The 13107-nt window shown below is 67.9% G+C and carries 10 protein-coding genes and 2 pseudogenes; 5 read left to right on the top strand and 7 right to left on the bottom strand.

The annotated features are described in order from the left end of the window. Window positions 1-82: 82 nt before the first annotated feature. Complete coding sequence (locus tag OCT49_RS36725; protein WP_283856497.1) at window positions 83-781, bottom strand: FadR/GntR family transcriptional regulator; 699 nt, start codon at window positions 779-781, stop codon at window positions 83-85. 157 nt (window positions 782-938) lie between these two features. On the opposite strand from OCT49_RS36725, the gene OCT49_RS36720 reads away from it, so the two are divergent. Both OCT49_RS36720 and OCT49_RS36715 read left to right on the top strand, forming a co-directional pair. Further along, window positions 939-2186, top strand: a complete 1248-nt coding sequence (locus OCT49_RS36720; protein ID WP_283856496.1) for an MFS transporter — start codon at window positions 939-941, stop codon at window positions 2184-2186. Window positions 2187-2354: 168 nt separating this feature from the next. Continuing rightward, on the top strand, window positions 2355-2870 hold the full coding sequence (locus OCT49_RS36715; RefSeq protein ID WP_283856495.1) for a GNAT family N-acetyltransferase: 516 nt from the start codon (window positions 2355-2357) through the stop codon (window positions 2868-2870). Window positions 2871-2936: 66 nt separating this feature from the next. On the opposite strand, the gene msrA is transcribed toward OCT49_RS36715, so the two are convergent. The 5 genes from msrA to OCT49_RS36690 form a co-directional block, all read right to left on the bottom strand. After that, window positions 2937-3449 (bottom strand): peptide-methionine (S)-S-oxide reductase MsrA, encoded by a 513-nt coding sequence (msrA, locus tag OCT49_RS36710; protein WP_283856494.1) that lies wholly within the window; start codon window positions 3447-3449, stop codon window positions 2937-2939. A gap of 430 nt (window positions 3450-3879) precedes the next feature. Continuing rightward, entirely contained in the window at window positions 3880-5169 is a 1290-nt protein-coding gene (locus tag OCT49_RS36705; RefSeq protein WP_283856493.1) for a ParB/RepB/Spo0J family partition protein, read from the bottom strand. Then, on the bottom strand, window positions 5166-6434 hold the full coding sequence (locus tag OCT49_RS36700; protein ID WP_283856492.1) for a ParA family protein: 1269 nt from the start codon (window positions 6432-6434) through the stop codon (window positions 5166-5168). The genes OCT49_RS36705 and OCT49_RS36700 overlap by 4 nt, the downstream gene beginning before the upstream one ends. Before the next feature lie 878 nt (window positions 6435-7312). After that, window positions 7313-8161 carry a hypothetical protein gene (locus OCT49_RS36695; protein ID WP_283856491.1) on the bottom strand — a complete coding sequence of 283 codons (849 nt, stop codon included), beginning with the start codon at window positions 8159-8161 and terminating at the stop codon, window positions 7313-7315. Window positions 8162-8383: 222 nt separating this feature from the next. After that, entirely contained in the window at window positions 8384-8824 is a 441-nt protein-coding gene (locus OCT49_RS36690; RefSeq protein ID WP_283856490.1) for a winged helix-turn-helix transcriptional regulator, read from the bottom strand. Window positions 8825-8900: 76 nt separating this feature from the next. Between OCT49_RS36690 and OCT49_RS36685 the strand changes: the two are divergent. From OCT49_RS36685 to OCT49_RS36675, 3 genes and pseudogenes are all read left to right on the top strand, one after another. Beyond that, window positions 8901-9558 (top strand): annotated as a pseudogene (locus OCT49_RS36685) (NADPH-dependent F420 reductase). Window positions 9559-9789: 231 nt separating this feature from the next. After that, on the top strand, window positions 9790-10455 hold the full coding sequence (locus OCT49_RS36680; protein ID WP_283856489.1) for a class I SAM-dependent methyltransferase: 666 nt from the start codon (window positions 9790-9792) through the stop codon (window positions 10453-10455). A gap of 323 nt (window positions 10456-10778) precedes the next feature. After that, the gene (locus OCT49_RS36675; protein WP_283856488.1) at window positions 10779-11294 is read left to right on the top strand and encodes a DUF1877 domain-containing protein; all 516 of its coding nucleotides are present in this window, start codon (window positions 10779-10781) and stop codon (window positions 11292-11294) included. 199 nt (window positions 11295-11493) lie between these two features. Here OCT49_RS36675 and OCT49_RS36670 read toward each other — a convergent pair. Continuing rightward, window positions 11494-12709 (bottom strand): annotated as a pseudogene (locus tag OCT49_RS36670) (IS110 family transposase). Between the last annotated feature and the right edge of the window lie 398 nt (window positions 12710-13107).

Here is a 13107-nt window from a genome sequence, read left to right as displayed (position 1 = left end):
GGTTCTCCGGACGGCGAGTGTGCCCCGCTCGGTGAGTATCCGTGATGTCGTAACGGCGGGTGGCGGAACCCCAGTCTCGGTCTCAGTCCGCGGCCGGAGGCGGCGGTGCGGCCCCGCGCCAGTCCTCGGTGGCGTCGATGTTGGCGGTGGCGCTGCGGGCGGCCCCGGTGACGTCCCCCGCGCGCAGGGCGGCGAGGAGCTCCTCGTGTCCCCGGTGGTCCGCGCCGTCGAATCCATCCGCGTCCCAGTGGGCGGAGGCCGAGCGGCGCAGGGCCGGGCCGAGAGCGGTGTAGAGGTTGTCCAGCAGGGTGTTCCCGCTGCCGGTGGCGACGCCCTGGTGGAAGGCGTAGTCGGCCTCGACCCAGGCATCGCGGTCGCGGTCCTGCCAGGCGGCGGCCCGTCGGGCGAGCAGTTCGTCGAGGTGGGCGAGTTCGTCAGGGCGGATGCGGGCGGCGGCCAACCGGGCGGCCTGCGCGTCCAGGGCCTGGCGGACTTCGAGCACGTCGCCCAGTTCGCTGTCGAGGCGCTGGATGGCGCCGGACAGCTCGCTGGTGGCCCGCACATAGGTGCCGTCGCCCTGCCGCGCCTGGAGGAGCCCGGCATGGATGAGGGCTCGGGTCGCCTCGCGCAGGGTGCCGCGGGCGATGCCGAGTTGTTCGATGAGCGCCGTCTCGGTCGGGATGCGGTGCCCCACCGGCCACCTCCCGGAGGTGATCTCGGCGCGCAGCCGCTGGATGACATCGTCGACCAGTACCGAGCGACGGGCGGAGGCGAGAGCCACGGAAGTCCTTCCTGACGGGCTGCGTGCACGGGGCCAACCAGCACAAGCACGAGTACGAGTACCAGCCTGGCAGCGCGGGAGACGAATGCGGGCGTTCACCACCGATCCTACTGCTAAAGATTGGACGTTAAAGGTCAGACGTTTTATGTTTTCTGGCATGCTACCGACTCACCGCTCTCACTCTCGCTCCCGTTCCCACTCCCCCACCGCCACTGTCCGTCCTGTCGTCTCCCGCGCCCGGGCCGCCTGGCTGACCGCCGTCGGAATCGTGCTGATCGCCTTCAACCTGCGACAGGCCATCAGCAGTTCCTCCGCATTGCTGGAACAGCTCCGGGACCAACTGGGCTTCGGCCCGCTCGTCACGTCCCTCGTACCGACCCTGCCGACCCTGTGCTTCGCGGCCGTGGGCGCGACCGGCGCCCTGCTGGCCCGCAGGATGGGGACCGAACCGGCCGTCCTCCTGGCCCTGGCGGCGCTCTGCGCCGGACTCGCCGTCCGCGCTGTCCCTCAGACGTGGGCGCTCCTGGCCGGCACGTTGCTGGGCTCGGCCGGACTGGCCCTGTGCAACGTCCTGCTGCCCGCCGTGGTCAAGGCACACTTTCCCGGCCGCGTCGCACTACTGACCGGGGTGTACACGACCGCGATGGCGCTCGGCTCGGCCCTCGCCGCAGCGGTGGCGGTGCCGGTCGCGGACCTCGCGGGGCAGCCCTCCCTGGGCCTGGCCGCCTGGGCCCTGCCCGCCCTGCTGGCCCTCGCGGTGTGGGCACTGCGGCCGGGCTCCTGGCGGGCCTCGGCACGGCGCGCCGACAGCGGAGCGGCCCCTGTCTCGGCCCTGGCCGTCGGGCGCACCCGGTTCGGGCTGCTCGTGACCGCGTTCTTCGCCCTGCAGTCGCTCAGCAGTTACGCGGTCATGGGATGGCTTCCGACCGTCCTGACCGACCACGGGCTGAGCTCCGACCGGGCCGGGGCCATGCTGGGTCTGGCCCTGCTCGTCGGAGTGCCCTCCACGTTCGCCCTGATGCCGCTCACCCGGACCGCGCCGCGGCTGCGACTGGCCTTCTGCGTGGTCGGCGTCTCGCTGATGGCCGGATATCTGGGCCTGCTGGGCGCGCCGCTGGCCCTGCCCGCGCTCTGGGCCGTGCTGACCGGTCTCGGGCTGGGGGCCTTCCCCCTGGTCCTGGCCATCATCGGCACCAGTGGCCGGAGCCCGCAGGAGACCGCGGCGCTCTCGACCTTCTCCCAGAGCACCGGTTACCTGCTGGCCTCGGCCGGCCCCTTCGGCATCGGACTGGTGCGCTCGGCCACCGGGGCCTGGACCGTTCCGCTCGTCGTCCTGCTCGTGCTCGCCGCGCTCCAACTGCTCGTCGGGCTCTGCCTGACCTCGCGGCGGGCGCTCCGCGGCTGACTGCGGCGGTCTTCCTTTTGCATCGGTCGGCCAGCAGGACGGGGCGGGCGAGATCGGTCGTACGGAGCTTGCCGCCCAGCAGTGGCCGTACAGTGCTTGCCGCACAACAATGGCCGCACAGCGCTTACTTGCTCCACGGCGCTTGTCGTGCACGGGAGGGGAAACAGCATGGCCGATCACTGGGTGAAGCTGGAACTGGACATCGACTCGTTCGATGCGACCCACTTCGAGGAGTACGTGACCCGGTGCCGCGCGGAAGGCATCCGGTTGGCCACCCTCGACGAACTGGGAGACACGCCGGAACACCGTCGCGCGCTGTACGAACTGAACAAGGAATGCTCCGCCGACATCCCGGAGCGCGGTGAGTTCTACTCGTTCGAGAAGTACGTCGAGCTGCGCTTCGAGGCTGCCGCGTACGACCCCCGGGGCGTCGTGATCGCCATGGACGGGGACACCTGGATCGGCATGGCGGCGACGTCGAACCACGGAGATTTCGTCTTCAATGAGATGACCGGCGTACGGGCCGGCTACCGGGGCCGGGGCATCTCGATCGCCATGAAGACCTTCGGGATGGGCTTCGCCAGGGGGTCCGGAGCAGACAGGGTGCGGACTTTCCACCACCCGGCGAACGCGAACGCGATAGCCATGAACCGCAGGCTGGGATTCATGGACTCGGAGGGCTGAGCCCGGCCGGGCCGCCCGGGGCCGGGAAGACCCGGCCCCGTTTCGGAAGGCCGTGCGTGCCCGGGCTCAGGACTGCGCGCGCCTGGGCAGCCGCCAGCCGGGGCGCACGAAGTGGCAGGTGTAGCCGTTCGGGTAGCGCTGGAGGTAGTCCTGGTGCTCGGGCTCGGCCTCCCAGAAGGCCCCTGCCGGAACGACCTCGGTCACCACGGGGCCCGGCCACAGCCCGGATGCGTCGACGTCCGCGATGGTCTCCTCCGCCACGCGCTTCTGCTCGTCGTCGAGGTAGAAGATGGCGGACCGGTAGCTGAGCCCCACGTCGTTGCCCTGCCGGTTCTTCGTGGTGGGGTCGTGGATCTGGAAGAAGTACTCCAGAACGGTCCGGTAGTCGGTCCGGGTCGGGTCGAAGGTGATCTCTATCGCCTCGGCGTGGGTGCCGTGGTTGCGGTACGTCGGCTTCTCCACGTCACCGCCGCTGTATCCCACCCGTGTGGTCAGGACGCCCGGGAACGTCCGGATCAGCTCCTGCATGCCCCAGAAGCAGCCGCCGGCCAGCAGCGCCCTTTCCTCGGTCCCGCTCATCACACATCACCCTTCCTCGTCGTTCCCACAGACTCGCACGAGGGATGCGGACAGGAAAGCCGTTCCTGCCCGCAACGCTCCGCGTCCGCGCGAGCATGCAACATGTCACCCCTTAAAGCAGTGATGCATTCATCATAACGCAAGCCGTCACCATTCAAACAGGTGACCCTAATGGAGGGCGCCGAGCGGGACGGGGAAGCGAAGCCGAGGTCGAATCCCCCGATCGACACTTCAGGAGCCTCTTTTTCCCGAGAAGAGCCCGCCACCCCCAATCGGCCTTTCCCCGGAGAATCGTTCTGAGCGAAGAATCGAACTGTTCGAGTAGGGCATGAAGAACGTCCCACGGGGCGTATCCCGCACACATCATGGTGACGGGATACGCCCCGTGGGACGTTCTGGGCCGGCCAAGGCCCGTCGGCTGCTTCTTCCGTTACGAGGTCGCCCGCTCGCGCCTATGGGTGTTGAGGATGTCCAACATCCGGTCGAACTCGGCCTCTCCCATCTTGTGGATCAAATGCCGGGCGATGAAAGCGCCGTCGTCATACGGCAGCGGCCGGGACGCGGAAGACGTGGACTCGCCCGAGCCCGCTTCGGCGGTGGGCGACGCGCTGTCGGACCGGGGCTCCGGTACGGAGGACTCTCCCCGCTCCGACACACTCTCGGGCTGCGAAGCGCGAAGCCCCTCCCCTGCTTCGGACTTGGCCGCCGCCGCAGCCGAAGCAGGAGCCGGAACTGGCGCCGAGTGGGTGGAGGTGGGAACGACCGGGGCGGCTGCCTGGGCGGGGGCTGGTACTGGAACCGGAGATGGGGCAGGGGCCGATTCCGGCACCACCGCCGCCACCAATGCCGACACCGGAGCCACAGGGCCTGAAGCCTCAGGGTCTGAAGCCGCAGGGGCTGAAGTTGCGGGTTCCGGAGCTGCGGGTTCCCGAGCTTCCTCCGGCGGCAGGACGGGGGCCGGTGCCGGGGCCGGCGCGGGGGCCGGGACCGCGGCGGCCGCTGCCCGTTCCTCTTCCTTGCGGGCCCGTTCCGCCTTCAGTTCCTCAAGCGCGGCTTCCTGGCGGTCGTGCGGCTGCTTGGCGACGGTACGCAACAGCTCGACGGGTTCTTCTCCCACGACAGCCTGAAGTTCGGGGGTCAGATTGAGCAGGGCGAGCCGCTGCGATACCCAACCCTGCGATTTACGAAGGCGCTTGGCGAGCTTGACCTGCGATCCATGAATGGCCAGCAGCCGCTGCAGGGCCCGCGCCTCGTCCAGCGGGTCCAGGTCGTTGCGGTGGACGTTCGCGACGAGCGCGGACTCCAGGATGGCATCACCGTCACTCCCCTGTTCGTCGTCGACCATCACGTTCAGATGGGTGAGACCGGCTTCGCGGGCAGCAGCCAGGCGGCTGCTGCCGTCCACCACGACATGAGTCGTGTCAGGGTCTAGGTCGCGCTCGCGTTCGGGGTTGGCCCTGACATAGGCATCGCGGTTCATGACCGTGATGGCCTGCTTCTGACCGTGCTCCGCGAGGCTGCCCGCAAGTTCGGTCAGATCTCCGAGTGTGGTGCGCGGGTTGTCGGGGTTGGAGTTGATGCGTGTGACCGGCAGCCGGGTCGGCGGGGCGACCCGTTCGGTCGGTACACCGGTGGCGGCACCGATGGCAGCACGGCGCGCGCTGACCGGCCGGGCACCACCTCCGAACCGTCCGGCTCCGAGCTGATCCGCCTTGCTCATGAGATCTCCCGGGTGAGCGCACGCATGCCTACGGCCTGCTGCGAAGTCGGCGCGTAACTCAGCAGCGGCTGCTTCATCCGCACGGCTTCCTTCTGTTCCTTGAGGTCGTTGATGAGGCCGACGACCCGTGGATCCTTTATGTCGATCCAGCCCTGGAGCGACGAGGTCGCGATGTATCCGCGACGACCGTCGTACAGGTTGACCACGATGCCCAAGTAGTCGATGTCGAGACCGAGGTCGCCGCGAAGGTCCTCGATCTGGTTGGTGAGCAGGTCATAGGCGTCGGCGGAGCTGTCCTCGGCCTGGACGACGATGAGGGCTCCGGACTGGCCGGGCCGCTCACCGTCACGACGTCGCCCGTAGTACGCGGCGGCATCCATGCTGAGGCCGAGGCTGGGCGGGCAGTCCACAAGAATGACGTCGTAATCGGCTTCCAGCGGCAGCAAGGCACGCTCCAGAGCCGCCTCACGGGCCCGCACCGCCGACAGCCGGACGTCGAGGAGGAAGGCGTCGTGGCAGGCGGGCAGCAGATGCAGCCGGCCGCCGAAATGCTCCTCGTCGACGGAAACGATCAGATCCCGCAGGTCGCCCTTCGGGTCGCCCGCCATGTGATTGGTGAGGCTGTCACCGTTCATGGCCAGAGGGGCGGCCCCCAGCTGGTTGGTCAGGTGGCACTGGGGGTCGAAGTCCACCAGGAGGACGCGGAGTCCGAGGCCGGGAAGCTTCTCGATGTCGAGCGGATCGGCACTGCCCGCCCCCGCCGTGCCACCGTCCGCCTCGCCGGCACGCAGAGCGGTGGCCAGGGCCTTGGCGACACGGACAGGGTGCAGGGTGTTGGAGTCCTCGGCCAGGGCCTCCCCCACCCCTGCCGTGATGGCCGTCTTGCCGACACCACCCTTCTGGTTGCACACCACGATGCGGCGGGTGATGTCGGGCCGCTTCACGTCGGGAGCCGGGTTGGTGTCGAGCCAGAGCTGCACGGACTGGGCGAGCCCCTGGATGAGGGAAACCCGACGGTCCTCGGCGATGCCCCTGAACTCCTCCCACTGAGCCGGAGGAAGGAAGGTGGAGTAGGACTCGGCTCCCGCGGTGTCGACCGCGGTCGTCGCCGACGCGAGCCCGACCCAGGCGGCGATTCCCTGCTCGACCGCGGTCTGGATCTCGATCCCTAGCTGCGCGGTTCTGACCTTGAGGTTCTGCCGGAGCCATCCCGGCAGCTTGGAGACGACTTTCACTCGGTCGCTCGAGGTGGATGGCATACTCATGACGCTACCTTACTAACGCCTTGGGTCATTTGCTGCACCGACACGTTAGTTTGCACAACTTGTTGGGGCGTCAGGACCCGCTCCCCTATTACGCCGTAATAGCTCGGCCGGGCTCCCCTTCCCTATTACGGCGTAATAGCCAGGCAGGGATCCCCCTCCCACCCAGCCGATCTCCCCTTCCCGACGAACAGTGAACGCCGAACGCCGAACGATGAATCGGACCGGCCGGGCCCCGCGGCAGCAAGAACGATCGCGCGGAGCTGCGCTTCGGCCGTCGTACGAAGACGCGCAGAGCAGGGGGTGTCGCCGACCTCCGCAGCCAGCTCCTAGACCCAGCCCGTCCATCACTCGCGACGATGACGACCCCCAGGCCGAAATGCGCGTCAGGCAGATCGGCCCTGAACATCTCTCGCAACGCCTTGCGCGTTGCCCGCATATCGGCGTCGTACCGCTTCCTCGCTGCTTCCGGATTAGCAGCAGGTCCTTCAGCTCACTGCTCCATCGTGGTCCCTCTGTCCGGATGGGGCCTGGCACGGAAGCAGTCCTTCTCCGAGTGGGCACCAACGAGCCCCCACCCTGTCAAGCCGAACCTATTACGGCGTAATAGACGGGCGGAACCTATTACGCCGTAATAGGTTCCGCCCGCCAGCACAAGGGACCACCTGGCGGCCCGCTCCTTGTCGACGGCCGCAGCACAGTTGACGACGCTGGCCACACCACCCGCCCGGAGCACGTCCACGTCCAGCCCCCACGTCGTCCGCCTGCGCCCAAAGATCACAACGAGGAACCCCCAAGTGTCAGGCGCCAGATCAACACCCGCCGGAAGCACTGCCGACCGCCACAAGGTCAAGGAGTCGGACTTCAGCAACCCATCGTCTTCAACGCCCCATCGCCGGGGAACCGACCTCGTCGCTCCGTTCCTCGTTCAGGAACTCCGTAGCGGCGGACAGCGCGAGACGCGCCTCTTCAGTGAGCGAGACAGGGCGGGCCGTTCGCTGCTCCACCTTGCTCAGAGCCCGTACGGCCGCCTGGAGGTAACGGTGGAGGCTCACCATCTGGAGCGGCGTATGACAGTTGGGCAGCACCGTCTCGATTTCCTCGAACCAGTACTCCGCGTCCTCGTCCGGCACCAGTCCGTCGCGCTGGTTCAGCAGCCGATCGGCGACGGGCACCAACAGTTGGTGCCGCCTCTGTGCAGCCTCCTGAGCACGGCGTTCCGCAGCCTGCTCCAGAATCAGTCGGCGTTCGGCTCTCAGAACGGCCTCCGGGGTACGACGTACCGGCCGGGCTTGAGGAGTCTCATCGGTGAGTTCAATGGCCTTCAGCCGCTTCGCCTTGTTGTAGGCCGCGCTCGGGGCCACCACTGCCAGGGCCGGGGCGAGCTGCGCCCATTGCGCTCCCGCGTTCCGCGCGTCCTCGATGGCTCGTGATTGATGGACCTCCGCCTGCTCCCGGAGGAACTCCCACAGCTGCACCCGTTTCATTGCCGCAGCCTTTCGGACGTCGAGCGGCCGGGCCTGCAGAGCATGCGCCTGCTTCTCCGCATAGAGCAGCGCACCGAAGAGTTCCTCATCGGCAGGCATACGTTCCACCAACGGATCTTCTGCTTCCTCATGCATCCGGCGGAGCTCACCGACAATGGCCGGGGCATCCAGTGGCCCGATCCGAACAGGTGCTTTGACCAGGGGCTTTGTGGGCTGTACCAAGCTTCGTGTGCGCTTCGCCATGGGAGGATTCTGCCCTGCGGGAGATCGATTCACAGAATGTGAATCGTGTCCTGAACTGGGTACATCGATTGGCCGAAACGATGGGAGAGCTCCTCGACAACCCTGGCCTGCGCAAGGGGCGCCCCTTGGACGAGCAGGAAAGCAGAGACGGGGGAGTGGAGGAGAGGGGCGACACTCATCTGCCCCGAAGCTTCCTGCGGAGTGAGCCTCGGAAGGACCGAGTTACTCCGCGCCCAGAGAGCCGAGGCGCGGGTGGGACGAACGGGGTGCGCGGGATGAGCGGGTTGAGTGGGACGGTTCGCTCGAGGCCGCGGCATGCTCGTTCCGTTCCTGGGCGGCCATGACCTCATCGCCGTGCTCGAAGGCCCAGGCACCAAATGCGTCGATCGGGCCGAGCAACGTCCGTCCCAGAGCAGTCAGCTCGTACTCGGCGCGGGGCGGTACCTCGGCATAGGCATTGCGTGCGACCAGTCCGTTGAACTCCAGCCGCCGCAGCGTCTCGGTCAGGACCTTGGGGCTGATGCCCCCGATGCGCTCGCGCAGTTCGCCCGGCCGCTGGGGGCCGTTCCGCAGGACCCAGATCAGTACGGCGTTCCAGGTGTTGGAGAGGAGATCGAAGGCGAGGCGGGCGCGGCAGTCGGCGAGATAGGCATCAGTCGTCACTTACCAAATGGTGCCTGACGAGTTTTCTAGTGTCGTTCCGAAAGCGATTGAGGCAGCTGAGGAGAGGGACGGATCCTTGAAGATCGGTGTGCTGGGTACCGGAAACATGGCGGACGCGCTGGCCACGCACTGGGGGAGGGCCGGGCACGAAGTGCTGGTCGGAGGCAAGGACGAGCAGAAGGCTCAACGGCTCGCGCTGCGCATGGGGAACGGTGCGAGGCACGGAAGTCTGCGGGCGGCGGCCGAGTTCGGCGAGGTGGTGTTGGCCGCGTTGCCGTACGAGGCGGGGTGGCTGTCGTCGAGGAGCTTCGGTCGGCGCTGGAAGGGAAAGTCCTGCTCGACTGTGCCAATCCGGTCGGGCCCGGTTTCTGCCTGCTGACGGCGGACGGCCCTTCGGCGGCCCGACGACTGGCTTCGACGGCACCGGGCGCGCATGTCGTCAAGGCGTTCAACCTCTGCCACGAGGATGTGTGGCGGATGATCCCACCGGTCTTCGACGGGCAGCCCTGGTCGTTCCGGTATGCGGGGACGACCAGGCAGCACTTGCGCGGGTGTACGAACTGGTCAGGGACACGGGCTGCGAGCCGGTGGCCGGGGGAGGGCTGGAACGAGCCGGACTCCTGGAAGCAACCGCCGCGTTGTACATCGGACTGTGGGTGGGGGAGCAGGCGGACGTACGGGCGATCGCGCCGCCGCTGGCCTACGCCACGGGCCCCGATACCGGGACCATATGAGCAGTGCAGACCGTTGTTCGGACTTCTTTACGGGCTCGACCTATTACGCCGTAATAGGTCGAGCCCGGGTCTCAGCCCCCGGGGCCCGGGTCGCGGTGTGCCGGTGTCGATGTCACCAGACCTATTACGCCGTAATAGGTTCTCGCCTCAGAACCTCGTTCCCTGTGCAGTGGGCACGGTCATCAGACCCCCCTCGTTGCCTTTGCCGGAGCAGACGTAAGGTGCCTCGCCATGAACAGCGAGACAGACAGCGACCAGTTGCACGCCATGGCCAGTACGGCTGGATACGGTGAGGCGGCGGAGGCTCTTGCCGAGCAGTACGAGAACGTGACCTTCGACGAGGTGCACCGTGAGGTGCTTCACCTGTTTCCCTCCCGGCCGAGCTCCGTACTGGACGTCGGGGCAGGCAGTGGGCGCGACGCGGCGGCCCTGGCCGCCAGGGGACACCGGGTCGTCGCCGCCGAACCCACCACCGAACTGCGCGCGCTGGGCCGGCGTCTCCATGCCGACCATGAGATCGAGTGGGTCGACGACGCGCTTCCCGAACTTCCCGAGCTGACCGCACAGACACGCCGCTTTGATCTGATCCTGCTGACGGCAGTCTGGATGCATCTCGACGAACGACAGCGCACCTCGTCCATGGCCCGCCTGGTCGGTCTGCTTGAGCGCAGAGGCCGGGTCATCCTCTCCCTGCGTCATGGCCCGGTCCCGGCAGGTCGCCGTATGTTTCCCGTCTCCGCCGAGGAAACCATCAGCCTCGCCCGGCGCCACGGCCTGGAAGTCGTCCATGAAACTCAGCGTGTGGATCTGCACGGACGCCCAGGGGTGACATGGACCCGCCTCGGCCTCCAACGTGATGCAGGACGGGAACTTCCTGGCATCATCACCCAGCGGTAGCCGCCCCTGCTTGAGTTCGGCATGGGTGTGTGCGGCGCAGGTCCATGCCGAGGCCTGGCGCCCGGGTCACACCAGAGGGGCTGCCGACTGAGCAGCGCGTCGCCTTTGGGTTTCTCCGGCTCCATCGCACCTGTAGCCGCGGTTGCGCTCGGTCCACTGCCGACCAGGACGGCTGGAGCTCAAGCGGGACGAACTCGTCCGGCTGAGGCCAGGCGGTGAACTGATGCTCCTATGAGGCAGTCAAGCGGTGTGGTGTGCCTGGAGGCCGGTCATGCGCAGGAGCTCACGGTTTCGGGCGTCGGCGGTCCGCAATACTTCAATGCATGGCGCTGACACAGCAACTCGCACGGGTGTCCCCGCAGTACCTGGCTCAGTGCCGTGCAGCCGCGGAAGTGTCAGCAGACGGCAACCCCGGCTGGGATCCGCCTGCGGAGGACACGGTGGATCTTGACTGGGCGATCGGGGGCTTGCTCTGGTTCTGTCAGCGCATGCGCATCGAGGGGCCGTGCGTTCAGGTCCTCCAGCGGAGCATCTCGGGAGACCCGGGCGGCGGCATCGAGTTCCTTGACCACCCCGAGGTCTATGACGGCTTCGGCTCCCCTCCAGCCCTTCTCGCTCCTGCAGCAGTGGTCGAAGTGGCCCGGGGGCTGGCCGCTTTGGATATCGGCGAAGTACTCAGCTGCCTGCCTGCGGACCACTTGGAAGCTGCCGAAGCATGCGGATTCCGAGGGTTCAACGGACACCCGCGCAAGTACCTCGTCGAGCATTTCGAGCTGCTGCAGAGCTTCTATCTCACCGCCGGCCAACGTGGGCTGGCAGTTCTGGTCTGGACAGACTGAGCACGGTCCCAGGAGAGCGGTCGAGCGACGGTGAGCCAGTCCCGATAAGCGTGGGCGAGGCCGTCGTCGCGGCGTGTGCCTCGTCCGATGCAGGAGATCACTGTCGGCCAGACACCGAAGTACTCGGCGACGGTGGTCAGGGTGATGTTCTTGGCCTGGCGCACAGACCGGAGGTCAGACATCCCATGCCGCAGCGGTGTCAAGCTGCGGCTGGGAGGGTTGCGTGGTGTGACCATGCGGTGGCTTCGTCGTAGAGGGTGCGGGTCTTGAGGCATCCGTGGAGGATGCCGACGAGGCGGTTTGAGGTTCCCCCGCTGTGCGAGAGGTGCTGATCAGCTGGTCAGAGAGGGGTGACGGGTGTTCAGGTTCGTCGGTTCGGCCGTCGCCTGTTTGTGGAGGGCGTCGGCGAGGCGGTCGTTGCGTGCGTGGCGGGCGTGGACGGCGTGGGTCCTGCCGGAGGCGCGGGTGATCGGGCTGGTGCCGGCGTAGTTCTTGCGGGCCTTGGCGGAGGTGTAGCGGGTGGGGTCGTCGCCGGACTCGGCCGGCACCCGGGCGCCGGTGATCTCGCCGGTGCCGGGCATCGACAGGTGGATCTCAGCGTCCGGGTGCGCGAGAAAATGCGCGCTCACCTGCTCTTCCAGCGCGGCTGTCTGTTCGTTCAGCGCGATCAGCAGGTTGGCGTGCGCGGTTGCCGCCGCGGCGTGGGCGGCGGCAGCCGGGGCGGCAATGGCGGGCTGGGGCTCGCGCAGGCCGGCCTGGATCGCGGCGGCCCGCTGGTCCCGGTTGCGGCGGCGGTGCCGGGCCAGGACCGCGGTGATCTGCGGTTTCGTCAGCTTCGCCGCAGTCTCGGGCGTCGGAGCCCTGACCAGCAGTTCCAGCGCGTCGGTGCTGGTCAGTGCCAGACCCGCGTAGGCGTTCAGCGCGCCGGGGAAGTACTCGCGCAGCGTGTTGCGAAGCCGCTGGAAGGCGCGGGTGCGTTCCCAGATCAGAGTCTGGTGCGCACGGGCGACGACCTTGATCGCCTGGGCCTGGCCGCTGTCCCCGGCCACCGGCCGCAGCTGGTCGCCGTCGATGCGGACCATGTCCGCGAGCGCGTGGGCGTCGCCCTTGTCGCTCTTGGCCCCTGAGGTTCCGTACCGTTCTTTGAACCGTGCCGCCTGACGGGGGTTGACCGCGCAGATGCGGTAACCGGCCGCGATCAGCGCTTGCACCCACGGGCCGCGGTCGGTCTCGATCCCGACCGCCGCCTGCCCGGGCTCCAGGTCCTCGCCGCCGTGGCGGGCGACGAGGGCGTGCAGCTTCGCGATGCCCTCCACGCCCTCCGGTAGCCGCGCGGTACCAAGCCTGCGGCCCGTCGCGTCCCGGACCTCGATGTCGTGATGGTCTTCGGCCCAGCCATCGCCGGTGAACAGCACCAGCACCCGCCCCTTCGCTCTCGTCCCATCATGATGCGCAGCCTGCGGAAGGCACGGCTCGCTCTCCAACGGATCAAGTGCTCACGCCCAACTGCCCGGCAGGCACGCCATCCCATCAGCAGTCAGGCCTCCCGGCCGACCAGCGGGGGCACGGTCCGACCTCAGAACTCGCAATGGCTCGGAGGCTACGAGTGCTCACCTACTGGCGGCTACGGACCGTAGTCTTCCCCACGGCCCGACGAGCCCCATTAGAGCCTCCGGGGCGGTGATCAGTGTGGTGAGGTAGCGGAAGACCTCCCGGGCGATCGCCCGCTTGAGCAGGCGGACGATTTCTTTCTTTGTGCGTCCGGCGGCGGTCTGCCGGGCGGCGTAGTCGCAGGTGCGGGCGTCGCTGGACC

The sequence above is a fragment of the Streptomyces sp. ML-6 genome (assembly GCF_030116705.1).
GTDB lineage: Bacteria > Actinomycetota > Actinomycetes > Streptomycetales > Streptomycetaceae > Streptomyces.
The sequence above is the reverse complement of the archived record's forward strand: the minus strand, read 5'-3'. Positions and strand labels throughout refer to the sequence as shown.